26 protein-coding genes and 1 tRNA gene are annotated in these 25775 nt (G+C 26.5%); 20 read left to right on the top strand and 7 right to left on the bottom strand.

Features of this window, described 5'->3' with window-relative positions:
- Window position 1 precedes the first annotated feature (1 nt).
- Window positions 2-1030 (top strand): aspartate-semialdehyde dehydrogenase, encoded by a 1029-nt coding sequence (locus AVBRAN12647_RS00950; RefSeq protein ID WP_214116494.1) that lies wholly within the window; start codon window positions 2-4, stop codon window positions 1028-1030.
- 34 nt (window positions 1031-1064) lie between these two features.
- Here the strand turns inward: AVBRAN12647_RS00950 and AVBRAN12647_RS00945 are convergent, their stop codons facing one another.
- Entirely contained in the window at window positions 1065-2246 is a 1182-nt protein-coding gene (locus tag AVBRAN12647_RS00945; RefSeq protein WP_214116496.1) for a hypothetical protein, read from the bottom strand.
- A gap of 2 nt (window positions 2247-2248) precedes the next feature.
- A complete protein-coding gene (locus AVBRAN12647_RS00940) occupies window positions 2249-2809 on the bottom strand; it encodes a uracil-DNA glycosylase family protein (protein ID WP_336609210.1) in 561 nt (186 codons plus the stop codon).
- Window positions 2810-2897: 88 nt separating this feature from the next.
- On the opposite strand from AVBRAN12647_RS00940, the gene rpmH reads away from it, so the two are divergent.
- From rpmH to AVBRAN12647_RS00845, 19 genes are all read left to right on the top strand, one after another.
- Window positions 2898-3035, top strand: coding sequence for a 50S ribosomal protein L34 (rpmH, locus tag AVBRAN12647_RS00935; protein WP_214116499.1), 138 nt, complete (start codon window positions 2898-2900; stop codon window positions 3033-3035).
- Window positions 3023-3361: a ribonuclease P protein component gene (gene rnpA, locus AVBRAN12647_RS00930; protein ID WP_275592001.1), complete on the top strand. Its 339-nt coding sequence runs from the start codon at window positions 3023-3025 to the stop codon at window positions 3359-3361. The genes rpmH and rnpA overlap by 13 nt, the downstream gene beginning before the upstream one ends.
- A gap of 1 nt (window position 3362) precedes the next feature.
- Window positions 3363-3695, top strand: a complete 333-nt coding sequence (gene yidD, locus AVBRAN12647_RS00925) for a membrane protein insertion efficiency factor YidD (RefSeq protein ID WP_214116501.1) — start codon at window positions 3363-3365, stop codon at window positions 3693-3695.
- Between the two features lie 9 nt (window positions 3696-3704).
- Complete coding sequence (yidC, locus tag AVBRAN12647_RS00920; RefSeq protein WP_336614549.1) at window positions 3705-5252, top strand: membrane protein insertase YidC; 1548 nt, start codon at window positions 3705-3707, stop codon at window positions 5250-5252.
- Window positions 5239-5868, top strand: coding sequence for a Jag N-terminal domain-containing protein (locus AVBRAN12647_RS00915; RefSeq protein WP_336608500.1), 630 nt, complete (start codon window positions 5239-5241; stop codon window positions 5866-5868). The genes yidC and AVBRAN12647_RS00915 overlap by 14 nt, the downstream gene beginning before the upstream one ends.
- On the top strand, window positions 5865-7190 hold the full coding sequence (gene mnmE, locus AVBRAN12647_RS00910) for a tRNA uridine-5-carboxymethylaminomethyl(34) synthesis GTPase MnmE (RefSeq protein WP_214150417.1): 1326 nt from the start codon (window positions 5865-5867) through the stop codon (window positions 7188-7190). Before AVBRAN12647_RS00915 ends, mnmE begins: the two co-directional genes overlap by 4 nt.
- A gap of 221 nt (window positions 7191-7411) precedes the next feature.
- The gene (locus AVBRAN12647_RS00905) at window positions 7412-7900 is read left to right on the top strand and encodes an RDD family protein (protein ID WP_214116509.1); all 489 of its coding nucleotides are present in this window, start codon (window positions 7412-7414) and stop codon (window positions 7898-7900) included.
- Window positions 7893-9935: an LPS-assembly protein LptD gene (locus AVBRAN12647_RS00900; RefSeq protein ID WP_336614548.1), complete on the top strand. Its 2043-nt coding sequence runs from the start codon at window positions 7893-7895 to the stop codon at window positions 9933-9935. Before AVBRAN12647_RS00905 ends, AVBRAN12647_RS00900 begins: the two co-directional genes overlap by 8 nt.
- A complete protein-coding gene (locus AVBRAN12647_RS00895) occupies window positions 9925-10602 on the top strand; it encodes a sodium:proton antiporter (RefSeq protein WP_336614547.1) in 678 nt (225 codons plus the stop codon). The genes AVBRAN12647_RS00900 and AVBRAN12647_RS00895 overlap by 11 nt, the downstream gene beginning before the upstream one ends.
- Complete coding sequence (locus tag AVBRAN12647_RS00890; RefSeq protein ID WP_214116522.1) at window positions 10586-12679, top strand: polyribonucleotide nucleotidyltransferase; 2094 nt, start codon at window positions 10586-10588, stop codon at window positions 12677-12679. The genes AVBRAN12647_RS00895 and AVBRAN12647_RS00890 overlap by 17 nt, the downstream gene beginning before the upstream one ends.
- Window positions 12672-13268, top strand: a complete 597-nt coding sequence (locus AVBRAN12647_RS00885; RefSeq protein WP_336614546.1) for a LysE family transporter — start codon at window positions 12672-12674, stop codon at window positions 13266-13268. The genes AVBRAN12647_RS00890 and AVBRAN12647_RS00885 overlap by 8 nt, the downstream gene beginning before the upstream one ends.
- Window positions 13258-13905 (top strand): nitroreductase family protein, encoded by a 648-nt coding sequence (locus tag AVBRAN12647_RS00880; protein ID WP_336606874.1) that lies wholly within the window; start codon window positions 13258-13260, stop codon window positions 13903-13905. The genes AVBRAN12647_RS00885 and AVBRAN12647_RS00880 overlap by 11 nt, the downstream gene beginning before the upstream one ends.
- 10 nt (window positions 13906-13915) lie before the next feature.
- Window positions 13916-14215, top strand: a complete 300-nt coding sequence (locus tag AVBRAN12647_RS00875) for a thiamine-binding protein (protein ID WP_214116528.1) — start codon at window positions 13916-13918, stop codon at window positions 14213-14215.
- A 7-nt stretch (window positions 14216-14222) separates the two neighbouring features.
- Window positions 14223-14786 (top strand): ComF family protein, encoded by a 564-nt coding sequence (locus tag AVBRAN12647_RS00870; RefSeq protein WP_214150330.1) that lies wholly within the window; start codon window positions 14223-14225, stop codon window positions 14784-14786.
- A 38-nt stretch (window positions 14787-14824) separates the two neighbouring features.
- Window positions 14825-17428, top strand: a complete 2604-nt coding sequence (gene gyrA, locus AVBRAN12647_RS00865) for a DNA gyrase subunit A (protein WP_336614545.1) — start codon at window positions 14825-14827, stop codon at window positions 17426-17428.
- Window positions 17406-17978, top strand: coding sequence for a manganese efflux pump MntP (locus tag AVBRAN12647_RS00860; protein WP_336613826.1), 573 nt, complete (start codon window positions 17406-17408; stop codon window positions 17976-17978). The genes gyrA and AVBRAN12647_RS00860 overlap by 23 nt, the downstream gene beginning before the upstream one ends.
- Before the next feature lie 98 nt (window positions 17979-18076).
- Window positions 18077-19189 carry an alanine dehydrogenase gene (gene ald / locus AVBRAN12647_RS00855; protein WP_336614544.1) on the top strand — a complete coding sequence of 371 codons (1113 nt, stop codon included), beginning with the start codon at window positions 18077-18079 and terminating at the stop codon, window positions 19187-19189.
- 156 nt (window positions 19190-19345) lie between these two features.
- Window positions 19346-19422 (top strand) — tRNA-Ile (locus AVBRAN12647_RS00850).
- A gap of 64 nt (window positions 19423-19486) precedes the next feature.
- Entirely contained in the window at window positions 19487-20800 is a 1314-nt protein-coding gene (locus tag AVBRAN12647_RS00845; protein WP_336614543.1) for a POT-type proton-dependent oligopeptide transporter, read from the top strand.
- A gap of 7 nt (window positions 20801-20807) precedes the next feature.
- On the opposite strand, the gene AVBRAN12647_RS00840 is transcribed toward AVBRAN12647_RS00845, so the two are convergent.
- Genes AVBRAN12647_RS00840 through AVBRAN12647_RS00820 form a run of 5 tightly spaced genes read right to left on the bottom strand, consistent with a single transcriptional unit; the run spans window position 20808 to window position 25758 of the window.
- Window positions 20808-21962, bottom strand: coding sequence for a murein hydrolase activator EnvC family protein (locus AVBRAN12647_RS00840; RefSeq protein WP_214116538.1), 1155 nt, complete (start codon window positions 21960-21962; stop codon window positions 20808-20810).
- Window positions 21959-22765: an ABC transporter permease gene (locus AVBRAN12647_RS00835; protein WP_214116540.1), complete on the bottom strand. Its 807-nt coding sequence runs from the start codon at window positions 22763-22765 to the stop codon at window positions 21959-21961. The genes AVBRAN12647_RS00840 and AVBRAN12647_RS00835 overlap by 4 nt, the downstream gene beginning before the upstream one ends.
- On the bottom strand, window positions 22752-23429 hold the full coding sequence (locus AVBRAN12647_RS00830; RefSeq protein ID WP_214120129.1) for a cell division ATP-binding protein FtsE: 678 nt from the start codon (window positions 23427-23429) through the stop codon (window positions 22752-22754). Before AVBRAN12647_RS00830 ends, AVBRAN12647_RS00835 begins: the two co-directional genes overlap by 14 nt.
- Window positions 23426-24559 carry a tRNA (guanosine(46)-N7)-methyltransferase TrmB gene (gene trmB / locus AVBRAN12647_RS00825; RefSeq protein WP_336614542.1) on the bottom strand — a complete coding sequence of 378 codons (1134 nt, stop codon included), beginning with the start codon at window positions 24557-24559 and terminating at the stop codon, window positions 23426-23428. Before trmB ends, AVBRAN12647_RS00830 begins: the two co-directional genes overlap by 4 nt.
- Window positions 24559-25758: a fibronectin type III domain-containing protein gene (locus AVBRAN12647_RS00820; protein ID WP_336614541.1), complete on the bottom strand. Its 1200-nt coding sequence runs from the start codon at window positions 25756-25758 to the stop codon at window positions 24559-24561. The genes trmB and AVBRAN12647_RS00820 overlap by 1 nt, the downstream gene beginning before the upstream one ends.
- Window positions 25759-25775 lie beyond the last annotated feature (17 nt).

Raw genomic sequence — 25775 nt, 5'->3', positions numbered from 1 at the left:
AATGAAAAATATTGCAATCATTGGTGCAACAGGTGCTGTAGGCGAAGAAATATTAAATGTATTAAATGAATACAATTTTCCAGTAAAAGAACTAAGATTATTAGCTAGTAAAAATAGTGCTGGTAAAGAGATTGTATGGCGTGATGAAACTTATGTTATAGAAGAATTAGATGAGCATAGTTTTGATGAAGAAGATGTTGATATAGCATTTTTTTGTGCGGGTGGAAGTATAAGTGAAAAATATGCAAAAATTGCAGCAAATAAAGGTGCTTTGGTTATTGATAATACAAGTTATTTTAGAATGATGAATGATGTGCCTTTAATAGTGCCTGAATGTAATCCTGGTGATTTTGAAAAACATAAAGGAATAATTGCAAATCCAAATTGCTCAACCATTCAAATGGTGCAAGTATTAAAACCACTTGATGATGTATTTGATATAGAAAGAGTTGATGTTAGCACTTATCAAGCGGCAAGTGGAGCAGGGAATTTAGGTATGAGTGAGCTTATGGAAGGTCTTCAAAAAGTATTTGCTTTTGAAGAAATTAAACCATCAAAATTTACTTATCAACTAGCATTAAATTTAATTCCTCAAATTGATGTATTTACTGATAGTGGCTATACAAAAGAAGAGCTAAAAATGGTGAATGAAACTCAAAAAATTATGAATAAAAAAATGCAAATTAGTGCTACTTGCGTTAGAGTGCCAGTACTTAGAAGTCATAGCGAAAGTATTACAATTACTTTTAAAAATAATGTAGATTTAACAAAAGTAAGAGAGATTTTAAGTAAAGCTCCAAGCGTTGTATTGATGGATAATCCAAATACAAAAGCACATAATGAAGATAGTGAAAATGAAGAGTTACGCTATCCAATGCCTTTATTTACAAGCAATACAAATGAAACTTATGTTGGTAGAATTAGAGTTGATTTAAATAATCCTAAGATTTTACATTTATGGTGTGTAGCTGATCAAATTCGTGTTGGAGCAGCAACTAACGCAGTAAGAATTGCTTTATTATCTTTATAAAATTACTTAAAACTAAGAATTTAAATTCTTAGTTTTATTTTTGTTCGCTAAATTTTGATTGTTTAGCATTCATAATTCTTACATTAAAATGTATTGAATTACCTATAAAATTATCTTTAAATAATCTATCTTTTTTGTTTGAATATAGCTCGTGATAGTAGTAATCTAATCCAACGCTAGTTGAATAAGCTATCCAGTTATAAGCTATTTTTTGCCCTAATAAATCATTTATATACTCTATTTCTTCATCAATTTCGCCTATTGAATTAGCAAAATAAAACATAGACCTTTCGTTTTCTTGGCTTAGGTTTAAAAACATTGGATGATAATTAATTTGAGTGCTTAAATATTTATTTGGTCTAATACTTAAAGCTCTTATTTGTGTTGCCAAAAGAGTTGTTTTCACTAATGGTATATTAAAAAATACGCTAGAATTATTTAATTTCCAAGCATCACTTAAAGCCGAATTTACATTTAGATTTTTCTTTTCAATAGTTTTAAGAGAAATTATATTGCTTTGTTCTCTTATATTATCAGTTATTTTACTTGCTAATAAGCTATCATCTTTAAATACAGCTATTTTATTATTTGAAATATTTATTAGTTTTGCAACTTGCTCTTGATAATCTATGCTACCAAATGTAAAATTAGAATTTACATTATCAAAATCACTAGATTTTGCTAATGGATTAAATACTGCAATATTTGTAATGCTTTTGTTTAATACATTAATGCCGTTTTTTTGAAATCCTGTAATAATTAGTGAATAATCGTGTAATTGGCTTATGATAGGAGCTATATTAGCTTCACTTTCATCTCCTGTAAAATATACTTTCATATATACATTATCATTTTGTTTCATAAGATATGCAAGTGCAGGAGAAATTATATTACTAGAATAAGATTTTACAACTTTTTCTGGTATAACTAAAGCTATTTTAATTGTGTTTAATTGTTGTTTTTTAGGTAAATCAATATATTCAATTCCATTAAGAAGTTTTACATAAATGTTATTTAGTTTTTCATCATTAGAATTAAATCTTGTTATATAGCTTATGTAAAGACCTTTGTATAATAAGTCTTTTAGACATTCATCAGAGCATTTTTCTTTTTCGTAATTAACATAAAAAACCTTTGCTGGCTCAATTTTGACTAATTCTTGTTTGGCAGCAATAAGATTTGAGCATATTAACATTGTTGTTAATAATTTTTTCATAATTATTCCTTTATTTTTTTTAAGTTATTTATAAAATCATTTTCATAACTTGGATTTTTTTTAATAAAGCTAAAGCTGTAATTTAGCAAAACTTTTCTTTTTTTACCATAAAAGTCATAAAAAATAATATCTCCAATATTAAAATTTGATAATTGTAATATATTTTTTAAATTTTCTCCTAATAAAATTATAATATTTGCTTCACTTTCTAAAAGTTCATTTAAAAAATACTGATAGCACTTTAAAATATTTTCTTGTTTATATTGATTTGAGCATTTTACTATATTTGTAATATATACATTATTTAAATTAAGATTTAAATTCTTGCTTAAAATACTATTAAAATATTCAGCATCATTGTCATTAAAACCAATATCGCTTAGTATGAAAATATTTGATTTAATTACTTTATTTGTATAAAAATTATTTTTATTTTTGTATAAATTGCATAATTTGCAATTTTTTATATCTTTTATATTGTAGTTTTTATTAACGCTTAACTTATCGTTGTAAAAGGAAAATCCGAATAATTTTAAGTAATGTAAATATGTATTTTTATCCATAAAATTTATTTTATATCAAAAATACTTAAAAATAATTAAGTTATTTGTGATAGAATATGCGTTTAATTTTTTTATTTAAGGAAGAAAAATGCCAAAAAGAACTTATCAACCACACAATACACCTCGCAAGAGAACTCACGGATTTCGTGTAAGAATGAAGACTAAAAATGGTCGTAAAGTAATCAATGCAAGACGCGCAAAAGGTAGAAGAAGATTAGCAATCTAAAGGAATTTTCTAGCATAAATGATTCTAAAGATTTTGCTAGACTTTATAAAATTGGTTCAAAATGGTTTGCTAAAAACTGCGTTATTTATCACGAACCAAGCGAAGTTAAAAAAATTGCAGTAATCGCAAGTAAAAAAGTAGGATGTGCTGTTGTAAGGAATAGAACTAAAAGATTAATAAGAGCTATTTTTTTACAACTTTATCCAAATATAAGTAGCGGTTATTACATATTTGTAGCAAAAAAAGGTTTTAGTGATTTAGGTTATTTTGAATTAGAAAAGAATATTAAGTGGAGTCTTAAAAGGTTGGGGTGTTTAAAGGAATAAAATGTTTAGGTATTTAGCTGTTAAATTAGTTGAATTTTATAGATATTTTTTAAGTCCTTTAAAGCCTAAATCTTGTAGATATTATCCAACTTGCTCTCAATATGCGATTATTCAACTTCAATATAATAATTTTTTTAAAGCACTTTTTTTAACAGCTTTAAGAATTTTAAAATGTAATCAATTATTTGTAGGTGGTTTTGATTATCCTATAATTAAAATTAAACATAAACCTATTATGCTTTTTACACATCAAAATAAGATAAAAAAACTTAAAATGATTTTTGTTCCAAAAGATAAACAATTTTATTATATAGTAAAAGTAATATTCAAATAAAGGAAAAATATGTTTGATAATATGTCTCAACAAAAAAGGATTATAATTGCTGTAGTTTTATCTATGGTTTTTTTTATAGGTTATGATTTTTTAATCCCTAAACCAGTTGTTACTAATACTCAACAAATTCAAAAGCAAGAAGTTAGTAATATACAAACAAAAACTCAAAATATCGGAGATATTAAAGCAATAAAAACAAATAATATTATTGCTAGTGTTAATAATGAGCATTTTGATGTTCAAATCAATGAAAATGGAGAAATTAGTAGTTTTATTTTAAAAGATGAAAGATTTTTAAATGAAACAAATGAGGCTATTAATTTAGTTGATAAAAATACTACTTTATATCCTTTATCTATGGTTTTTTATGATAGTGAATTTAATAAAGAATTTAACAATACAACTTTTAAAGCAAATAAAAGTAGTGTAAATATTGGTGAAGAGCTAGTTTTAAGTAAAGATGTAAATGGTGTAATTGTTAATAAAATTATAACATTCAAAGAAAATGGTTTTTATCAAGTAAAAATTACTTTTAGTGATAATAAATTAAGAGATTATGTTATTACTCCAGGTGAGCGTCCTAATGTTTTAGCAGATACTTTAACGGTTCATGGTGCTATGATTTACAAAAATGATGATACTAAAGTAGATTATGAAGATGGAGATATAAAATCAAATGATGAAAGAGTTGAAACTGATTCTATAATAGCTGCATTTTCTGATAGATACTACACAAGCACATTTTATAATTTTGAAAAGCCATTTAAGGTAGTTGTTAAAAATCACAAAGATTTATCAGTTGGTTATGTTGTAGCTAGCGGAAATGATACATTTAATGCTTATATTGGTCCAAAAGAGCATAAAATTTTAGAAGCTGTTAATGAAAAACTTACAAATGTGGTTGAATATGGTTGGTTTACTTTTATTGCTAAACCAATGTTCGCATTTTTAAGTTTTATATATTCACATGTAGGCAATTGGGGTTGGTCTATTGTTATTCTTACGATAGTTGTTAGAATTTGTCTTACATATCCAACTTATAAAAGTATGGTTTCTATGCAAAAATTAAAAGTTTTAGCTCCAAAAATTAAAGAAATTCAAGAAAAATATAAAGGTAATCCACAAAAAATGCAAATGCATATGATGGAGCTTTATAAAAAACATAAGGCAAATCCATTAGGCGGATGTCTACCAATATTAATTCAAATTCCAATATTTTTTGCAATTTATAGGGTATTATTAAATGCTATTGAGCTTAAGGCTGCTCCTTGGGCTTTATGGATTAATGACTTAGCAATACATGATCCTTATTATATTTTACCAATTTATATGGGTGCTACTATGTTTTTACAACAAGTTATAACTCCTATGACTATACAAGACCCTACACAAGCTAAGATTATGAAATTCCTACCTTTAGTATTTGTGATATTTTTTATAAATTTCCCAGCAGGTCTTACATTGTATTGGTGTGTAAATAATACATTTTCACTAACTCAACAATGGTTTGTAAATAAAATTTTTGCTAATAAAGAAGGAAAAAATGCAAATAGTTGATAAAACACTAGAAGGTGCTATTGATAGAGCAATTAAGGAAACTAATTGCTCTATTAGAGAATTAGAGTATGAAATAATTCAATTGCCAAAAGCTGGTTTTTTAGGTTTTTTTAAAAAAGATGCAATAATTGAAGTAAAAGTTAAGAAAAAAATTGAAATTAATATTATTGAAGATATTGCAAAAGATTTAAAAAATTTATTTTGTAGTGAATATTTTGATGTAAGAGATGTTGTGGTAACTCCAGCTAATGAAAATAGTGTAAATGTAGAATTTATTGCAAATTCTTATGAAAGTTTAATAGGAAAAGACGCACATAAATACAAAGCACTAGATACTATTGTAAATCATCTAATAAACATTAAATACAATCTTCACGCAAGAGTTGAGATTTGTGGTGTTCTTGCTAAATTAAGAGAAAATCTTGAAAAGCATTTAAGCGAAGTAAAGACAAAAATTGATGAAGCAGGTAAGGCTCAAACAAGACCATTAGAAACAAGTTTATTAAATCTAGTATATGAAGAATTATTAAAAGAATTTTCTCATAAAAATATAGTTATAAAAGATAGTTCTTTAGGAAGATACATTGCAATTTATGGAGAATTTAAAAAACAATGAATAGCACAATAGTAGCACTTGCTAGTGCTAGTGGAAATGGTGCTATTAGTATTATTAGATTAAGTGGGGAAAAAGCTTTAGAAATAGCATCAAAATTATTAAGTCAAAAAAACGCAGAAAAATTAAAAAATAATCCCCGCTATGCTCACTTTTTTAAACTATTTTACGAAAATGAATTTGTTGATGAAGGCATTATAATTTATTTTAAAGCCCCTTTTTCTTTTACTGGTGAAGATTGCGTAGAGTTTCAAATTCACGGCGGTTTTACAAACGCACAAAATATACTTATGATTTTAAATAAATTAGGTGCTAGATTTGCAAGAGCAGGGGAATTTAGCAAAAGAGCTTGCTTAAACAATAAAATGAGTTTAGAAAAAGCACTTTTAATAAATGAATTAATTGCTGCAAAGAGTGAAAATGCAAGAAAAATAATATCTAAGAATATAGATGGAGCTTTTAAAGAATTAATTACTAGCACTCAAGATGAGTTAATTAAAACTTTAGCTTATTTAGAAACTGCAATTGATTATGCTGATGATGATTTGCCTGAAGATATTTTAGAAAATGCTAAAACAAAACTACTTAATAATGCTAAAGAATTAGAAACAATTGCAATTAGAAGCGAGAAAAAAAGAGGCTTAATAGAAGGATTTAACCTAGCAATTATTGGAAAACCAAATGTAGGTAAAAGCTCTTTATTAAATGCTTTATTATCATTTAATAGAGCAATAGTTAGTGATATTGCAGGAACTACTAGAGATAGTATTGAAGAGTATTTAAACTATCACGGACATTTAATAAAATTAGTTGATACTGCAGGAATTAGACAAAGTGATGATTTAATAGAAGAATTAGGCATTAAAAGAAGCTATGAGGCTATTAATAAAGCTGATATAGTATTGTTTTTAATTGATTCATCAAAAGAATGCTTAGAAGATGAATTAAAACTTTTAGAATACATTAAAAATAGTGGTAAAAAATATTTTATAGTTCAAAATAAAAGCGACTTAGCTCAAGTAAATACTTTAGAAGGTATTAAAATATCAGCATTAAATAATGATATAAAAGCTTTAGAATTTGAATTAAAAAATTATTTAAATTCTCAATTAGACAATGAATTGGTTTTAACAAATACTGATTTAATAAGTGCGTTTTATAGTGCTAGTGAGAATATTTATTTAGCTATAGATAATTTTAATGAGCTTGAAATTTGTGCTTATTATTTAAATGAAAGTTTAAATAAACTATCTCTTTTTGGTAAAAAAACAGGAAGCGATGAATTGTTTGATGCAATGTTTTCTGAGTTTTGCTTGGGTAAGTAAAAATTCATTAAGCTTTTTATGTAAAATTACACTACCCTAGACAACGCGGGTTTAATATATTCGGTCTAACAGATTTTTTTATGTGATTAAGTTTAAGCAACCGTGTTCTGTGATGCAAGTAATTGTGAATTGCAGCCTTTAATGCTTTTCTTCCACTATTTTTTAGGTTACAAGACCTTGAAATTTAACGCTTGTTTGGGGATTTATGTTTAGGGTTTTAAATGGATGATAAAATATTAGAAAAGCTTGAAAAAGAAGATAAACAACTAGCCGATATTGTTGCTAGGTTTATTGCTTTTGTGGCTGATTTTATAATTTGCTATATTCTTATCTTTATTTTAATGATATATTTTATAAACGATGAAGAAATAATTAAAATAAGAACCTTAATAAATAACGAAGATTATATCAATTTAAATATATTATTATTTCGCTATGTAAAAGCATATTTTATTATTAAATTCTTTTATGTTCTTATATTTTTTTATATGTATGGTGCAACTTTTGGCAATATGATTACAAAGACAAAAATTGTAAATTGCGAACATTTTGATACTCCTAATTTTACAGAATCTTTAAATAGAGCTTTGGTATTTGTATTTTGTGAATTTTTTATAAATGGGGTATTGTTTGTATCTATATTCTTTAATAAGACAAGAAGAAATTTTGCTGATATTGCTAGCAAATCTATGGTGATTAAAGTTGATTAAAAAAATATCTTATTTGATATTGCTTATTGGCTTACTTTATTCAAATCAAATTGAAATTCAATCAGATGAGTTTATAAAAAAAGATAATTACATAATCTCAAATAAAGATATATTGTTGTTTAAAGAAAATTATTTTGCAAGAGCAAATAGTGGTAAATATAATCAAGATACAAAAGAATTAGAATTATTTGGAGATGTATTTTTAATAAACAATAATCAAACTACTATATCAAATTATGCAAAAATTAATTTAGGTAATTCTTGTGCAAATTTTGATAATTTTTTTATAAGTGATTCTTTTATTGAAGTATGGTTAAAAAGTAAGAATAGTTCTTATATAAATGGTGATTTTATTGTAAAAAATGCAAGTGTTAGTTCTTGTGATGTTGCAAATCCTGAATGGAGTATTGATTTTAAGGAAGGTATTTATAATACTAAAACTCAAGATTTAGTATTAAAAGGTATGGTTTTAAGATTTAAAAATATACCAATTTTTTATATGCCATATTTTGCTATTAATACAGATGATAGTAGAAAAACTGGTTTTTTGGTTCCTAAATTATCAATAAAAAGCAAAGAAGCTATTCATTATGAGCAACCATTTTTTTGGGCGATTAATCATAGAATGGATTTAGAATTAAGACCACAAATTAGAACAAATAGGGGTTATGGAATTTATTCTAATTTTCGTTTTGTTGATAGCCCTTATTCTAAAGGAAATATAGGAGTTGGGTATTTTAAAGAATTTAATAGTTATTTTAATAAAGAAGAATTGAAATTCGGCGAGCATTATGGATTTAATATGCACTATGAAAGAGATAAAATCTTTAATACAAATAACAAAAATCAAGAAGGATTATATTTAGACTTTTTAAGAATTAGTGATATTGATTATTTGAATTTATCTAGTTTTTTAGATAATAATGATGAAGCCATAATAACTTCAAAATTTAATTATTTCTATACAGATAATAAAGATTATTTCGGTTTATATGCTAAATATTATCAAGACACTTCAAGTATTAATCAAGATTATACTTTACAAGAAATTCCAAATCTACATTATCATAGATTTTATGATACTTTATTTGATAATCATATTAATTATAAAGCAGATTTTTCATATAGCAATTTTTATAGAAGAGAAGGTAGTACATTAAATAGATTTCATTTTTATGTTCCAATTGAGTTTAATAAAAGCTTATTTAATGATTATATTAACTTTGTTTTAAATGAAGAATTTGAATTAGGACTTAACTTTTATAATAATTATAGTAGAAGAGATGATTATAATTTTAATTCTACTCATAGTGCTTTTATATATACTAATTTATTTAAAAAGTACGATTATATATTGCATAATATTAATTTTGGTTTTGGTGCTAGTCTTAGGACTGGTTCAAAAGAAATAGAAAATGAATTTTTCATACCTAATACTTATGATGATTTAACCTTTAATATTGAGTTATCTCAAATAATTTTTAGCGATAATGATAAAAAACTTAAGCATTCTTTAACGCTTAGGACAGAAGATTCTAAGTTTAATATTTTAAGCAATCAGCTTAAGTATTATTTTAATAATAATTTTAATATTAATAATACTACGGAGTATTCGTTTAAAAATTCTAATATTGATAGATTTTTTATAGAAGGAGTGTATACAACCCAGCCATTTAAAATAAGTTCTGGATTTTATTATAATAAAATTGATGAGCTTCTTATGAAAAATAAGCCTTATGATAGATTTTTAACTAGTAAATTTCAATATGAATTTATGCCTTATAACATAATATATTCTCAAGCTTGGTTTAATTTAAATAGCAAGAAATTTGAAAACTATAGTATAGGTTTTACTCATAAAAAAAGATGTATAAATTATTCTTTAGAATTTAAAGAAAGCACAACAGCTAAACTTACTCAAATGGGTGTAAAATCTGTAAGAGATAGGGGAGTTTATTTGAAATTCAATCTTTATCCAATAGGCGGTGTAAGATATAATTTTGCTTTAAGAGGTGATGATACTTATGATTTTTGACAATCCTTTACAAGCTGCTAATAAATTTAGTGAAAAATTATTGCAATATAAAGAATTAGAAGGGCATATAATTATAGGAAATAGTATTAAAAATATTCCTTTTATTGAGACTATTGCAAGTGAACTTAATTTATATTATGATATGCTTTTTAACAAAGGCATATATGCCCCAAATAATGAATGTCAGATAGCAAAAATTAGTGAAACAAGAGATATAGTATGTATTCAAGAATTAATTGAAGCTTTTTCCATAACTCAAGAATATATTTTATCAATGAATACTGTGCTTTATGATGAATCAATTATGGGTAAAATTGCAAAATATAGAAAGTCTTTACCACTTAGCAATCTTAAAGGTAAGGATATTTTATTGTTAGACCAAGGTTCAAACAGCGGTTTAACTATTAATGTATGTCATAAAAGTTTATTGGGTTTAGGCGTTAGAAGTATAAAATATGCAAGTGCTTTAGTAGCTGCTGATGCTTATAATTATTATAATGATTTATTTGATAAAGTTTATTATTTAGAAAAAATAGAACATTTTATAGATAAAGATTATTACTACAAGCAACCACTTGAAATATCAAGTGAATATGCGTGTGAGATTTTAGAAACGAGCAATTATTATTTGCCATATCAAAAGGAGATAAATGAAAAAAATAATTAAGATTAACGATAAAGAATTAGTATTTGAACTTGATTTAGTTGCCAAACAAGCAAATGCAAGTGTTTTAATGACTTGTGGTAAAACGGTTATGTTAGCAAGTGTTGCTAGAGAAGATGAGTGTGTTAGTGAAGATTTTTTACCATTAACCGTTAGTTATGTAGAAAAAACTTATGCAGCAGGTAAAATTCCAGGCGGTTTTGTGAAAAGAGAAACAAAACCAAGTGATTATGAGACTTTAACTTCAAGAATAATTGATAGAACATTACGCCCATTATTTCCTAAGGGCTATTTACACCCAACTCATATCGTTGTTATGCTTCTTTCGGTTGAAGAAAATGTTGATATTCAGCCACTTGCACTTTATGCAGCAAGTGCAGCTTTATTTTTAAGTGATATTGAAATTGTATATCCAGCAGTTGGGGTTAGGGTTGCTAAGGATGAAAATGGTTTTGTTCTAAATCCTGATTTAAATTCTTTAGAACTTTCAAGTCTTGATTTGTTTGTAAGTGGTCTTAAAGATGAATTATTAATGATAGAAATGAAAGCAAATGAGACTAATAATTCAATGAATGAGATGAGTGAGAGTGAGTTATTACAAGCTTTAGAATTTGCAAAAGGTAGTATTTTAAATATAAGTAATGATTTTTATAATACTTTTAAAGAATATAAAAAATCTTATGAGTTTAATTACAAAGCTGATAGTGAAAATCTAGCAGTATATGAATATTTAGAAAAAAACTATTTAGAAGATATAAAATTTGCAATTAATAAAATGGCTAAAAGCGAAAGGGCAAGTGAGCTTAAAGCTATTGCAAAAAAAGTTGTTTTAGATGAAGAATTTATAAATAATAATTGGAGTGAAGCTGAACTTGATTATGAATTAAATCGTATTAAAAAGCACATAGTAAGAAAGCAAATCTTAAAAGAAAGAAGAAGAGCTGATGGGAGAGCTTTAGATGAGGTTCGTCCTATTAGTATATTGACTAATATTTTACCAAATGCGCACGGCTCTTGTTTATTTACAAGGGGTCAAACTCAAGCATTAGTGGTTTGCACTTTAGGTAGCGACAATGACGCTCAAGCAATTGAATTATTAAATAATAAATCAACTACCTATGAAAGATTTATGTTTAATTATAATTTTCCTGGTTTTTGTGTAGGCGAAGCAAGTCCTTTAAAAGCACCTTCAAGAAGAGAATTAGGACACGGAAATCTAGCAAAAAGAGCTTTAAGTTCTTCAGTTAGTAAAGATTATGCTCATACTATTAGAATAGTTTCAGAAATATTAGAAAGTAATGGAAGTAGCTCAATGGCTAGTGTTTGTGGTGGCTCATTAGCTCTTCGTGCTGCAGCAGTTCCTAGTAAAAAACTAGTAGCTGGAGTTGCTATGGGGCTTATAATTGAAGATAGTGAATATGCTGTATTAACTGATATTATGGGCTTAGAAGATCACGATGGGGATATGGATTTTAAAGTAGCAGGTAGTGTTGATGGAATAACTGCTATGCAAATGGATATAAAATTAGGTGGGGTTAGCACTGAAATATTAACCCAAGCTTTAGAAGCTGCTAGAAAAGGAAGAATTCATATTCTTAATTTAATGGAAGAAGCAAATTCTAAGATTGTTATTAATGAAGAAATTTTACCTAAATTAGAAATATTTAGCGTAAGTGCTAATGATATTCCAGAAATTATTGGTCAAGGTGGTAAAACTATTAAAGAAATCATAGATAAATTTGGCGTTAGCATAGATTTAGATAGAGATAAAAATGAAGTAAAAATTAGTGGAAAATTAGTAAAAGAAGCTAAAGAATATATATTAAATGAAGTGTTAAAACCAAAATCTAAAGGCAAAAAACAAGCTCCTAAAGTAGAATTTGAAATAGGAACTAGATTTAGTGGCGTTGTTAAAAAAGTAGCTAATTTTGGAGTATTTGTAACCTTGCAAGACGGCATTGATGGATTATTACATTCTAATAAAATTAAGGGCAAAAGCTTTAATGAGGGCGAAACGCTAGAAGTAATAGTTAGTGAAATTAAAGATGGAAAAGTAGGACTTAGTTTAGCAGATGAATGATTTATTTGATGGGATATTATTAGGACTTGGAGTTTGCGTTCCTTTTGGTCCTGTTAATATTCTAATTTTAAGTTATGCACTAAAATCTTTTAAGAATGCTTTTGCTTTAGGTTTTGGTGCTTTTGTCGCTGATTTACTTTATTTATCATTATTAAGCTTTAGCGTTTTAGAATTTATTAAAAATGATTTATTTTTAAATATTTTAAGTATTTTTGGCTTTATATTTTTAAGTTATTTAGCATTTTTAATGCTAAAGCCAGTAAAAGATATAAATCTTCATAAGAATTTAGAAAATACAAATATATTTAGTAATTTTATTAAAGGATTTTTACTAAATCTAGCAAATCCTTATGTAATCACATTTTGGCTTAGCGTTGCAACTATGCTAAGCACTAAACAAAATCCTATATATTTATTTTTAGGACTTAGCGTTAGCATACTTATTTGGATATTTTCGCTGTCGTTTTTTGTATATAAATATACAAATTTATTTAGTATAAAAGTGCTAAAGATTATTAATATAATTTCTGCTTTTATTTTAGAATATTTTGCAATTATGCTTGTTTTAAGGAGATTTTATGACTTTTAAGGAATGTTTGGATAATAGATTTTCTTGTAGAGATTTTATTGACTATGAATTAAGTAAAGATGAATTAATTAATATAGTAGAACTTGCAAAATTAAGCCCTAGTGCAACAAATATGCAACCAGCAAAACTAAGCTTTTTTAGTGGTAAAAGCCTTGCTAAATTAAGTGATGATTTATTAAATGCTGTAAAAAATAATTTAAAAAGTCAAGATATAAAATTATATCCTGATATTTGGTTTGAACCTTATAAGAGCAGAAGATTTCAGACAGGAATTAGGCTTTATGAAGCACTTAATATAAAGCGAGATGAGAAAGAAAAAAGGTTAGAGCAATGGCATAAGAATTTTAAATTCTTTAATGCTAAAAATCTAGCAATTTTACATATTGATAATGGTTTAAACGAAGGTTCTTTACTAGATTGCGGTATTTTTCTAGCTAATTTTTTGAATGCGGCTACATATTTAGGATTTAGCACTTGTGTTTTAGGTAGTATTACTGAATATTGCGATACTATTAGAGAAAATGGGGTTGAAGGCAAAATTATATGTGGCATTGCAATAGGTAAAAAAAGTAGCGATAATGTAAATAATTTTAAAACTACTAGAGCAAGTAATGAAGAAATAATTAAATTTATTTAAAGGAGAAAAAATGAGTGTTACAATGGATTTTTGTATTTTTTCTATGAGCGATGATAGTAAAAGTGAAGAAATAGCACCAATTATTGAGTATTTAAGAAAGAAAAATATAAAACACAAATTAGGTGCAATGGGAACTAGCGTAGAAACTGATGATTTAAAAAGTGCTTTAAAAATTTTAAATAAAGCAAATAAATTAATTAATAAAGATAGAGTTTATTTAGTAGCCAAATTTGACATTCACAAAAGTAGAAATGATAATCTAAAATATAAGGTAAAATCGGTTAAAAAGCGTCTAAAAGATAAAGAATAAAATCTTTATGCTATGTTATAATTGCTCTAAGCCTACATTTAAGATTTTTTGTAAAACTTGTGAAAAAGAATTTAAATTACTTGAATGTAAAAGAAGAATTTTAGATGATGGTTTAGAAGTAATTAGCTTTTATAAATATTCTAAAATTAAAAAATTATTAAATCACAAGCATTTTATTAGTGGATATTTTATATTAAATAAACTCGCATCTTATTCTTATAAAAGATTTCATTTTGATAATGAATTAGCTTATGCTATAGGCTTAGATGATGATTGCTCTAGCGGATATTCTCATACAGCAATACTTATTAAAAATATGAAATCAAAAAATATTATTCCATTATATAACGCAATTAAAGCAAAAAATAAGATTATTTATAAAGGCAAAAGCCTTTCGTTTAGAAAGAAAAATAAAAGAAAATATGAATTGCAAAAGACCTTGGATTTACCTGTAATTTTAGTAGATGATATTATCACTTCAGGCGAGTCTTTAAAACAAGCGAATTCAGTGCTTAAAAAAGCTAAAATTAAGGTTCTTTTTGCAGTCGTATTAGCCGATGCGAAAGTTTAGTTTGCTAGTATAAAAAAATCTTTACTTAAAGGAAAACAATGAATTTATTTGATAATAGTGAAATTACTATTGTAGATATTGAAGATAGTATAAAAACAAGCTATCTTGATTATTCTATGTCAGTAATTATAGGCCGTGCCTTACCTGATGCAAGAGATGGATTAAAGCCGGTTCATAGAAGAATTCTTTATGCAATGAATGATTTAGGAGTAGGTTCAAAAAGTGCTTATAAAAAATCAGCTCGTATAGTGGGTGATGTAATCGGTAAATACCATCCGCACGGAGATACTGCTGTTTATGATGCTTTAGTAAGAATGGCACAAAGCTTTTCAATGAGATACCCAAGTATTGATGGTCAAGGAAACTTTGGTTCAGTTGATGGAGATGGTGCTGCAGCTATGCGTTATACTGAAGCTAGAATGACAATTTTGGCTGAAGAATTGTTAAAAGATTTAGATAAAGACACCGTTGATTTTGTTCCAAACTATGATGATAGTATGAGTGAGCCTGATGTTTTACCTTCAAGAGTGCCTAATTTATTATTAAACGGCTCAAGTGGTATTGCTGTTGGTATGGCAACTAATATTCCACCACATAGTTTAGATGAATTAGTAGATGGACTTTTATATTTACTTGAGAATAAAAACGCTAGTTTAGAAGAAATAATGCAGTTTATAAAAGGTCCTGATTTTCCAACTGGTGGGATAATTTTTGGTAAAAAAGGCATTATAGAAGCTTATAAAACAGGTCGCGGTAGAATTAAAGTAAGAGCAAAAACTCATATAGAACAAAAAGGAAATAAAGAGCTAATAGTAATTGATGAGTTGCCTTATCAAGTAAATAAAGCAAGACTTCACGAGCAAATTGCAGAGCTTGTAAAAGAAAAGCAAATAGAAGGTATAAGCGAGACAAGAGATGAGAGTGATAGAGATGGAATTCGCCTTGTAATTGAGCTTAAGCGTGATGCTATGAGTGAAATTGTGCTAAATAATTTATTTAAAAGCACCACAATGGAGACAACATTTGGTGTGATAATGTTAGCAATTCATAATAAAGAACCTAAGGTATTTTCTTTAATTGAGCTATTAGATTTATTCTTAAATCATAGAAAAACCGTAATTATTAGAAGAACTATTTTTGAACTTGAAAAAGCAAAAGCAAGAGCACATATCTTAGAAGGTCTTAAAATTGCACTAGATAATATAGATGAAGTAATTGCATTAATTAAATCAAGTGCAGATACTGCAAGTGCAAGAGATGCTTTAGTAGAAAAATTTAGCTTAACTGAATTACAAGCTAATGCTATTTTAGAAATGAGACTTAGCCGTCTTACAGGACTTGAAAGAGATAAATTAGAAGATGAATTAAGAGAGCTTTTAGCAAAAATTGAAGAACTAAATGCAATCTTAAAAAGCGAAGAAAAAATAGAAGAAATAATTCACGATGAATTATTAGAAATTAAAAATAAATTTAAAGTTCCAAGAATTACTGAAATAGTAGATGATTATGATGAAATTGATGTAGAAGATTTAATACCAAATGAGCCAATGGTAATTACAATTACTCATCGTGGATATATCAAAAGAGTTCCTACAAAATCATATGAAAAACAAAAGCGTGGTGGTAAAGGTAAAGTCGCAGTTACTACTTATGATGATGATTTTATAGAGAGTTTCTTTACTGCAAATTCTCACGATACGCTAATGTTTGTTACTAATAAAGGACAACTATATTGGTTAAAAGTTTATAAAATTCCTGAAGGTAGCAGAACTGCTAAAGGAAAAGCTGTTGTAAATCTAATCAATCTTTTACCAGATGAAAAAATTATGGCAATAATTCCAACAACTGATTTTGCTAAGACAAAATCACTTGCATTCTTTACTAAAAATGGTCTTATTAAACGCACGAATTTAAGTGAATATAGCAATATCCGTTCAGTTGGTGTAAGAGCTATTAATCTTGATGAAAACGATGAATTAGTAAGTGTTTTAATAGCACAAAATGATGATAGTGAAAATATTGATTTGGTTGATGAAAATAGTGAAATTATTGAAGATGATAATATTCAAATTGTTGAAGAAGAAAATTCTTTAGATGAAAACCAAGAAAACCAAGAAGAGCAAGTTAGTGGAACTATGATTTTTGTAGCTACTAAAAAGGGTATGTGTATTAAATTCCCACTTACAAAAGTTCGTCAAATTGGTCGTGTAGCTCGTGGAGTAACTGCTATTCGCTTTAAAGAAGAGCAAGATTATGTAATAGGTGCAGTGGTTATTGAAAGTAATGAGCAAGAAATTTTAAGTGTTAGCCAAAAAGGTATCGCAAAAAGAACTGATGCAGGAGAATATCGCTTACAAAGTCGTGGTGGTAAGGGCGTAATTTGTATGAAACTTACTCAAAAGACAAAAGATTTAGTAGGCATTGTAATTGTTGATGATACTATGGATTTAATGGCGCTTACAAGTAGTGGCAAGATGATTAGAACTGATATGCAAAGCATTAGAAAAGCTGGTAGAAATACAAGCGGAGTAATCGTTGTAAATGTTGGTAGCGATGAGGTTGTAAGCATTGCAAAATGCCCTAAGGAAGAAGACGAAGAAGAAAATTTAGAAGAAGAGAATGGCTTATTTGATGATAATTGATATTGTTATTTTAGCTTTCTCTTTAGCAATTGACGCATTTTTTGTAGCATTAAGTATTTGCTTAGTGCTACAAAAACAATCTTTAAAAAAATTATTAGTTTTTAGTATATTATCTGCTTGTTTTCAGGTTTTAATGCCTATTTTAGGATATTATGTAACTTATTTACTAAATGTAAGATATATGAAGTTAATTCAAGCAATTGATCACTATTTGATTTTTGTAGTTTTTGCATTTTTAGCTTATAAATTATTTAAAGAATTTTTAGATAATGAAAATGAGAATATTGATATTAGTTATGGGTCGTTGTTTTTGCTTAGTATAGTAACTAGTATTGATGCTTTAGGTGCAGGACTTATGATATTTTCTTTGGAATATAATTTATTTATTTCTTCTGTATTAATAGCTTTAGTTACATTTTTTATGTGTTTTTCTAGTTTGTTTATAAGCAAAATGAAAGTTAATAAAAAAATTTTACAACCAATAGGAAGCTTGCTACTTTTATTTTTGGCGTTTAAAATTGTAATAGTTCATATGCTAGAAAACATATAACTTGTAAATTCGTAACACTTTTTATAATTTTTTCAAAAAAATCTTTTGAAGTTTTTATTTTTTTTATATCATACTCCTTTATCACAAAAGGAGTATAAATGATTATAGGTTGTTTAAAAGAAATTAAAGACCAAGAATATAGAGTTGGCTTAACGCCTTTAGATGTTATTGAATATATAAATCATGGACATGAAGTTTTAGTAGAAAGTAAAGCCGGTGCTGGTATTGATATAAGTGATGAAGAATATATAAAAGCCGGAGCAAAGATTTTAACTAAAGAAGAAATTTTTGAAAAAGCTGGAATGATTATTAAAGTAAAAGAACCAATTGAAAGTGAATATAAGTATTTTAAAAAAGGACAGATTTTATATACATATTTACATTTAGCAGCAGATGAAAAACTTACAAAAATATTAATAGATAAAGAAATATCAGCATTTGCTTATGAGACGATTCAAGAAGGTAAAAATCTTCCTTGTTTAGCTCCTATGAGTGCTATTGCTGGTCGTTTAGCGGTAATTCAAGGTTGTAAGTATTTGGAAAAAACTTATGGCGGTAATGGAATGCTGCTTAGTGGTCTAACTGGTGTTAAAAAAGGAAAAGTTGTAATTTTAGGTAGTGGTATGGTAGGGCTTAATGCTGCTCAACTTGCTTTTGGTATGGGAGCAGAAGTTGTAATTTTAGGTCGTGATGCTAATAGACTAGATTATATTGACCATGTATTTAATGGTAAGATTACTACTTTATATAGTAATATTTCAAATATATTAGATAGTATAAAAGATGCTGATGTAGTAATTGGAGCAGCTTTAGTTCCAGGAGCAAAAACTCCTAAATTATTATCTAGAAAACATTTAAAACATATGAAAAAAGGTGCTGTTATAGTTGATGTTGCAATTGATCAAGGCGGTTGTTTTGAGACAAGCCGTGCAACAACTCATACAAACCCTATTTATGAAGTTGATGGGATAATTCATTATGCAGTTGGTAATATGCCAGGAGCAGTTGCAAAAACAGCTACTTTAGCACTATTAAACGCTACAACTCCTTATGGAATTAAAATAGCAAACCTTGGAGTAATTGGTGCTATAACTTGTTTTGAAAGTTTAAGATATGGTTTAAATACACATAAAGGACACTGCACTCACGAAGGTGTGGCAAATGCCTTTAACCTTGAGTATTTTAATCCTAAGAATTTCATTGCTATGTAATATGATTAGGCATTTATATTTTTTATAAATGCCTATAGGTTTTTATTAGTTATTTATAATTATAATTAATAAAAGTCTATAAAATAAAGATAAAAATTTTATTATTTAAGTATTTTTTAAGTTTTTAAATATATAATAACAGCTTTTAATCACGGAGGATTTATAGCTCAGTTGGTTAGAGCAACCGGCTCATAACCGGTTGGTCCCAGGTTCGAGTCCTGGTAAATCCACCACCTCCTTTAAATTTAATAGAATTAAATCTTTCTTAGGCTTCAAGATTTTCTTTAGGAGAAAACGATGTCAAAAAATAAGTTAAAACCACTATTACCAATATGTTACATAGAAGCCCTAGAAAGATTTGCCTTTTTAGGCTTTTTAGGTATTTTTGTATTTTATTTAATGGATACATTTTCTTTTTCTAAAGGTGAAGCTAGTGCAATAAGTGCAAGTTTGGGTGCTGCTATTTATGCTTTTGGTATATTTGGAGCATATTTAAGTGATTTTTGCTTAGGTGCAAAAAGATGTGTAATTTTAGGAATTATTTTTCTTACTTTAGGGTATTTATGTTTAACTTTTGATTTTTTAAATATATCTCTTTTTTGCATTATTTTTGGTAGTGTATTAATCAAGTCAAATATTACAAGTTTGTTATCTAAAAGTTATCCTAATGATAGCGAGTATGTATTTAGTATGTTCTATATTTTTGTAAATATAGGATGTTTTTTGGGGCAAATTAGTGCTGGTCTTTTAATACTACATTCTTATAATTTAGCATTTTTCATATCATTTTTTAGTGTATTTTGTGCTATTTTAGTATTTTTTTATAATTCAAAATATATATCTAGCGAACCTATAAAATATGATTTTTTTAAAAATAATATAGCTATGCTTATTTTGATATTTTTATTTATTGCATTCTTAACTACTCAAGAACTTTTGGTGGTTAGTAAAATTATAAGTATTTTTTCAATTTTAATTTTAATAATTTTTTATATTTTTATTTATAGAAAAATACCAACAAAAAATAATTTTAAAAAATTAGCTTTTTATTTAATAGCTGCTGTGTTTTTTTATATGTTGATTTTTCAAAGCTTTAATACTTTAAATATTTTAATTAAAAGTAAGGTTTCTTTTAGCATTTTAAATTATCAAATTCCAGCTAGTTGGTATTTAGCTTTTATGTTTTTAGTCAGTATTTTTACAAGTATGCTTTTAAGTTTTATAAGTAAAAAAAGCTCAATTAATGAAGCATTAATTATACCAGCTGCTATGATTATTGCTGCTAGTTCATTTATTGTTTTAGGAATGCTTAGCAAAGATGATTTTATTAATCCATTTTATATATTAATTACTTATTTTATGTTGGGTATTTCTCAAACAAGTATAGGGGTTTTAGGACTTAGCATAGTATCAAAATTAACTCCAAGTGGATTTAATTCAAGCACTATGGGAATTTGGTTTTTATGTTCTGGTGCTGCACAAGGAATTGAAGGAATTATCGTAAAATATATTGATAATATTAGTTATGAATTGTATTTTAGTATGCAAGGATTTTTTGTATTATTTTTAGCATTACTAATGTTATTTGCATATAAATACTTAAAAGTATAACTATAATTTAATTGTTGATTAGTTCTAACGGATTTATGTGGTAGTTTTTTTGTGTAACTTCAAAAGTTAAATCCCTTTCAACTTTTCCAACAATGTTTCCTTTTTTTAATACTTCTCCAACCTTTGCAAGTTTGCTAAATTTTGATAAGTGAGCGTATATTGTGTGAATTCCATTTGCGTGTTCAACAATTACAACCTTATCAAGGACTGCAGTATCATTTGCAAAAACTACTTTTCCATCAAATACTACTCTTACATTGGCATCAGGTGTATTTGAGCGTAGCACTACATTTTCATTAAATATTTTTAATTTATATATAGGGTCTATGTAATCTCCAAATTTTTGTTTTACACTAAAATCAACTAAAGGTGCTATAGTTTTTGCTCCTGTATATTTTGCTACCTTTCCATCATAACTTAAGGTATCAGAATGTTTTACTTGTGTAGTTTGACTTGATTTTTTATTTGATTTTTCATTTTCTATGATTTTTAACTTAGCCAAAGTTGCTCTAATTTCATCTTGTTGTTTTTGTAAATTTGTTAGGCGTTGTTTATATATTTTTTCATCTTGTTTTTGTTTAGAAATTAAATTCTCTTGGCGTTTTTTAAGTTCGCTTAATTCTTTTGCTTGTTTTTTATAATTATCAATATTTACATTCATTTCACTAATTTTTTTTTGCTTATAATCAATTTGCTGTTGCGTTCTTGCATAATCTTTTGAAATTTTATAAAGCTCATTATTCAAAACTTCAGAAAGTGTGTTTAATACTTCAATAGAAACTATACTCATTGAACTATCAATTAAATCTTTTGGTGCTATTAAATCATACGAAAAATCCTTAGCAATTATTTCAACTAATTTAGCACCTAATTTCTCTTTATCTTTCATTAGCTCTTTATTTTGTGTGATAAATGTATTTAATTCTCCATTTTGAGCATTTACAAGTTCTTGTAATTCTGCTGTTATATTTGAAGTTTTTTTAACTTTTTCATTTATTTCTTTTAATTTTTGTTCCCCTTCAATTATTTCACTTGCCAAATCTTCTAATTTTTTTGATATTTGTTCTTTTTCATTTTGAGTTTGCTCTAGTTTTTTTGTGTTGTTTTCTATTTGATTTGCAAATAAACTTAAGCTAAACAAAACTATTAGAAGTTTTTTCATTGTCTTTTTACCTTAAACATTACAATCATTATACATAGTAATGAAGCTAGTAAAGAATAAGAGCTTACTTCAATTAAGCTAGGTAAAAAATCAATTTGCGGTAAATCTATATCAAGTTTTGCTAAAAATTCTTTTATATAAGAGATATTATTAAAATTAATAAAAAACGCAAATAATAAAGCAAAACAAATTATATTATCTACAAATACAATCTTAAGCATTGGTGCAGCTCTTTGGAAGAAATTTGCCCCAAATAAATTAAGAATATAAATTCTATTTTCGTGCTCGTATTTAAAAATTTTTATTTGTTTTATAAATAAAGCAATAGATAATATGCTTATGCAAATTAAACATATATAAGAGATTAGTTTTATAATATTTAATAATTTATATATTTTAATGTGTGTTTTTGAGAATGTTTCTACTTTTAAAACATTTGGTATTTTTAATAGTTGTTTTTTGATTTGATTTATTTCGTTTTCATTAATAAATTTAGTAAAGCTAATATTATAAAATTTTGGGAGTTTTGATTTTAAGGTATTTAAATTAGCATTTGTTATATCTTTTTTTAATTTATTAAGAATTTCACTAGGGTCTAATTCGTTAATACTTGAAAAATACTCAATATTAGCTAAATCAACTGCTTGAATTTCAAGCTCGCTTACTAATACTACGCTGTAATCTTTATTTAATTTGGTTTCATAATCTTTTATTAATTCATCAATAAAAAAGGCAAATTGAAAACAAAAACATATAATAAAAAGTGGAAAAATAAAACTAATATGTGTTTTAAATAAATTCATTCAAAACCCCATTTTCTATATTTAAATGCCTATAATTAAAATCAATTCTAGGTGGAATTTGATGAGTTACTGCGATAATGCAAGCATTGAATGTGTTTCTAGCAGCATTTAGTAATTGCCAAATAATATCGGCTGAATGAATATCAAGATTTCCTGTTGGCTCATCACATATTATTATTTTAGGATTGTGTATGATTGCTCTTGCAAGGGCTATTCTTTGCTGCTCTCCGCCACTTAATTCTAAAGGCATTTTTTTAGCTTTATGCTGAAGTTTTGTGTATTTTAATAACACATCTACATGCTTGCTGATTTGTTCATTTTTAACGCCAGCTATTTTTAAAGGTAATGCTATATTATCGCTTACATTTAGCTCGTTAATTAGTTTATAATCTTGAAAAATTATTCCTAATTTTCTTCTAAGTTTTAACAATTCAGCATTGCTAATATTTCCCATATTTTTAAACAAAACATGCAAATCCCCACTAAATTCGCTAAATTCTCCAAAAAAACTTTTAAGCAATGTTGTTTTCCCGCTACCACTTTTACCGGTGATAAATATAAAATCACCTTCATTAGCACTAAAATTTATATTATGCAATACTATTTCATTATTGTAGGCTAGAGTTAAATTATTGGCATTTATTAAAGTAGCATTGCTTTTCATTGTAAAAACTCTTTTAATTTAATAAATGCTTTTAAATTTAAAGTATTTGGGCAAAAGTCGTGAAACAAAAACTCAAATTCTTCATTTTCTTTACATAATAAATAAGAGCTACTTGGTGTGTCAAATCCACCATAAGCTATTTGAATGATTTTTGCATTATCACATTCATAAATTCTTGATATTTTTAAGAAAAAATCTTCATCAATATGTTTTATAAAATTAAGTTTATTAAAATCAATTTTGAAATTAATTTTTTGATTTATGATTTCTTGATTTAAATTCTTTTTATTTCTCACATAGCAAACAAAATCATATATATCTTTATTCATCTTAAGCCAACGGCTTTCGTATTTGCTTATTATCCTTGCGTCTTTATTTTTAAAATAATCATAGTCTAAATCAGAAAAAATATTTTTTGTATATTCTGCATACATTAAACTATCGCTTCTTAATTCAAAAAATCCATTTTCTTTTAATACTCTTTCGCACTCGTTTTTAAATTCGTTTGATACAACTCTTCTATAAGGAGCGTCGTCCCAAGGCACAGGAAAATGCAAATATATTCCATTTAAACAACTATTATTTAATTCTTTTATAGCTATTCTTGCATCAAAATCTAATAAATATATATTATTTAAATCTTTAGCTAATTTACTTACTTGAATAAGACTAGGTTTATGAATTTCTATTCCAATATAAGTATTTTGAGGATTATTTTTTGCTTGATATAGCAAATGTCTTCCTGAACCAAAACCTATCTCTAAATAAGCATTATCTAATGAATTAATTAATTCTTTAAAGTCCTTAGGAGATGATATGACATTACTTGCTAATTCTTTAAATTTATTATAATGATATGCTTTTGATATGATTTCATCACAAAATGTTTTTTCAAATGCTTCTAAGGCTTTTTGCATTAAGGCTAAGTCGGTAATTTTTGTTAATTTATCAATTTTTACTACAAATTCGTTATTTTTTTCGTTAAGTTCTATAAAAAAACTAGAATTATTAATACTAGTATAAACTAAAGTTTTGCCTAATTGTGTTTTTGTTTTAAATTTAAATTCAACCTCCCCAACACAAATTGGCAAGGTTAAATTCTTTATATATTTTGCTTTAAAATTTGGCATTATTTAACACTCAATTTTGAACTAGGTTTTGATTCTATTCCAAATTCATCAACGCCAATTATTTGATAAACATCTCCAGGCACATATGTAGTATCTACATAATAATCATTTTGTATTCCGTTTGCAACTTCTGTTGAATTTTTAATAAGTTTATAGGTTCTTATACGATTATCCGTGCTAATCCATTTTATTTTTAGTGTATTTTCATTTTGTAATTCAAATCCTGTAAGAGCAGGAGTTTTAGGTTTATCAAGGCTCATTCCAACTACATTTACGCCAGTTTTTGCACTCTCAAGTCCGTCTTTATCTATCATAGTTACATAATAATATCTGCTTACTCCATCATCTCCTATATTATCCTCATAGCTATTTTCTGTAGTTGTAGCTAGCTCAAAAAATGGTAATAAAGATGCTTTTGAATAATATATTTTATAATGAGAAAAGTCTTCATATTTAGGAGCGTCCCAAGTAAGAATTATTTTTTTAGGTAGGTTTGTAGTTACATTGATATTTACAATTTGTGGTGGTAAAACTTTACTAATTGCTTCAACTTCAGCACTAGCATCACTTTCAACTCCGTTATAAGTTAGTGCAGTTACTTTGTATTTAGCATATAGATTTGCTTTAACTTCGTCTAAATATTCAGCACTTAAGCGATTATTAATAGTTGCTACTTTATACCACTTATCAGAATTAGCGTCTTGTTTATAAATATTATATTTTACAACTCTTGAATCAGTATGCGGTCTCCAAATTATTTTGATTTTATTAGGAAGTCCTGCTATTGCTTGAATGAATGTAACTGGTTCAATTTTTCCTATAGTTTTTACATTTATAGTAGATAGTTTTGAATTACCTTCTTTATTAAAAGTTACGAAAGTATAAGCGTAGCTAGTATCAGGATTTAAATTATTATCAGAATAATGAGTTGCATATCTATCATTTATAGTAGCGATTAGTTTGTCTTTTGCATTTTCATCATTTAGCTCTTTTCTATAAATCTTATAACCATCTATATTTTGATCATATATAGGGTCCCACTCAAATCCTATTTCTCTCATACCTTGAAGAGTTCTTATATTATTTACCATAGTAAGATTATCAATCGGAGCAATTTCACTAAGACCTGTTGTGCTAGAGCACGCATTAAAGCCTATAATAAAAGCTGTAAATAAACTTATTTTAATAATTTTCTTCATATTTTGCCTTTCGTGTA

It is taken from the genome of Campylobacter sp. RM12647 (assembly GCF_020138135.1).
Lineage (GTDB): Bacteria > Campylobacterota > Campylobacteria > Campylobacterales > Campylobacteraceae > Campylobacter_E.
Note: the sequence above shows the minus strand (reverse complement) of the source record. Positions and strands in the feature narration are given on the sequence as shown.

Coding starts and splice junctions, on each gene's coding strand:
- AVBRAN12647_RS00950 (WP_214116494.1), top strand. CDS start 2: ATGAAAAATATTGCAATCATTGGTGCAACAGGTGCTGTAGGCGAAGAA.
- AVBRAN12647_RS00945 (WP_214116496.1), bottom strand. CDS start 2,246: ATGAAAAAATTATTAACAACAATGTTAATATGCTCAAATCTTATTGCT.
- AVBRAN12647_RS00940 (WP_336609210.1), bottom strand. CDS start 2,809: ATGGATAAAAATACATATTTACATTACTTAAAATTATTCGGATTTTCC.
- rpmH (WP_214116499.1), top strand. CDS start 2,898: ATGCCAAAAAGAACTTATCAACCACACAATACACCTCGCAAGAGAACT.
- yidD (WP_214116501.1), top strand. CDS start 3,363: ATGTTTAGGTATTTAGCTGTTAAATTAGTTGAATTTTATAGATATTTT.
- yidC (WP_336614549.1), top strand. CDS start 3,705: ATGTTTGATAATATGTCTCAACAAAAAAGGATTATAATTGCTGTAGTT.
- AVBRAN12647_RS00915 (WP_336608500.1), top strand. CDS start 5,239: ATGCAAATAGTTGATAAAACACTAGAAGGTGCTATTGATAGAGCAATT.
- mnmE (WP_214150417.1), top strand. CDS start 5,865: ATGAATAGCACAATAGTAGCACTTGCTAGTGCTAGTGGAAATGGTGCT.
- AVBRAN12647_RS00905 (WP_214116509.1), top strand. CDS start 7,412: ATGGATGATAAAATATTAGAAAAGCTTGAAAAAGAAGATAAACAACTA.
- AVBRAN12647_RS00895 (WP_336614547.1), top strand. CDS start 9,925: ATGATTTTTGACAATCCTTTACAAGCTGCTAATAAATTTAGTGAAAAA.
- AVBRAN12647_RS00890 (WP_214116522.1), top strand. CDS start 10,586: ATGAAAAAAATAATTAAGATTAACGATAAAGAATTAGTATTTGAACTT.
- AVBRAN12647_RS00885 (WP_336614546.1), top strand. CDS start 12,672: ATGAATGATTTATTTGATGGGATATTATTAGGACTTGGAGTTTGCGTT.
- AVBRAN12647_RS00880 (WP_336606874.1), top strand. CDS start 13,258: ATGACTTTTAAGGAATGTTTGGATAATAGATTTTCTTGTAGAGATTTT.
- AVBRAN12647_RS00875 (WP_214116528.1), top strand. CDS start 13,916: ATGAGTGTTACAATGGATTTTTGTATTTTTTCTATGAGCGATGATAGT.
- AVBRAN12647_RS00870 (WP_214150330.1), top strand. CDS start 14,223: ATGCTATGTTATAATTGCTCTAAGCCTACATTTAAGATTTTTTGTAAA.
- gyrA (WP_336614545.1), top strand. CDS start 14,825: ATGAATTTATTTGATAATAGTGAAATTACTATTGTAGATATTGAAGAT.
- AVBRAN12647_RS00860 (WP_336613826.1), top strand. CDS start 17,406: ATGGCTTATTTGATGATAATTGATATTGTTATTTTAGCTTTCTCTTTA.
- ald (WP_336614544.1), top strand. CDS start 18,077: ATGATTATAGGTTGTTTAAAAGAAATTAAAGACCAAGAATATAGAGTT.
- AVBRAN12647_RS00845 (WP_336614543.1), top strand. CDS start 19,487: ATGTCAAAAAATAAGTTAAAACCACTATTACCAATATGTTACATAGAA.
- AVBRAN12647_RS00840 (WP_214116538.1), bottom strand. CDS start 21,962: ATGAAAAAACTTCTAATAGTTTTGTTTAGCTTAAGTTTATTTGCAAAT.
- AVBRAN12647_RS00835 (WP_214116540.1), bottom strand. CDS start 22,765: ATGAATTTATTTAAAACACATATTAGTTTTATTTTTCCACTTTTTATT.
- AVBRAN12647_RS00830 (WP_214120129.1), bottom strand. CDS start 23,429: ATGAAAAGCAATGCTACTTTAATAAATGCCAATAATTTAACTCTAGCC.
- trmB (WP_336614542.1), bottom strand. CDS start 24,559: ATGCCAAATTTTAAAGCAAAATATATAAAGAATTTAACCTTGCCAATT.
- AVBRAN12647_RS00820 (WP_336614541.1), bottom strand. CDS start 25,758: ATGAAGAAAATTATTAAAATAAGTTTATTTACAGCTTTTATTATAGGC.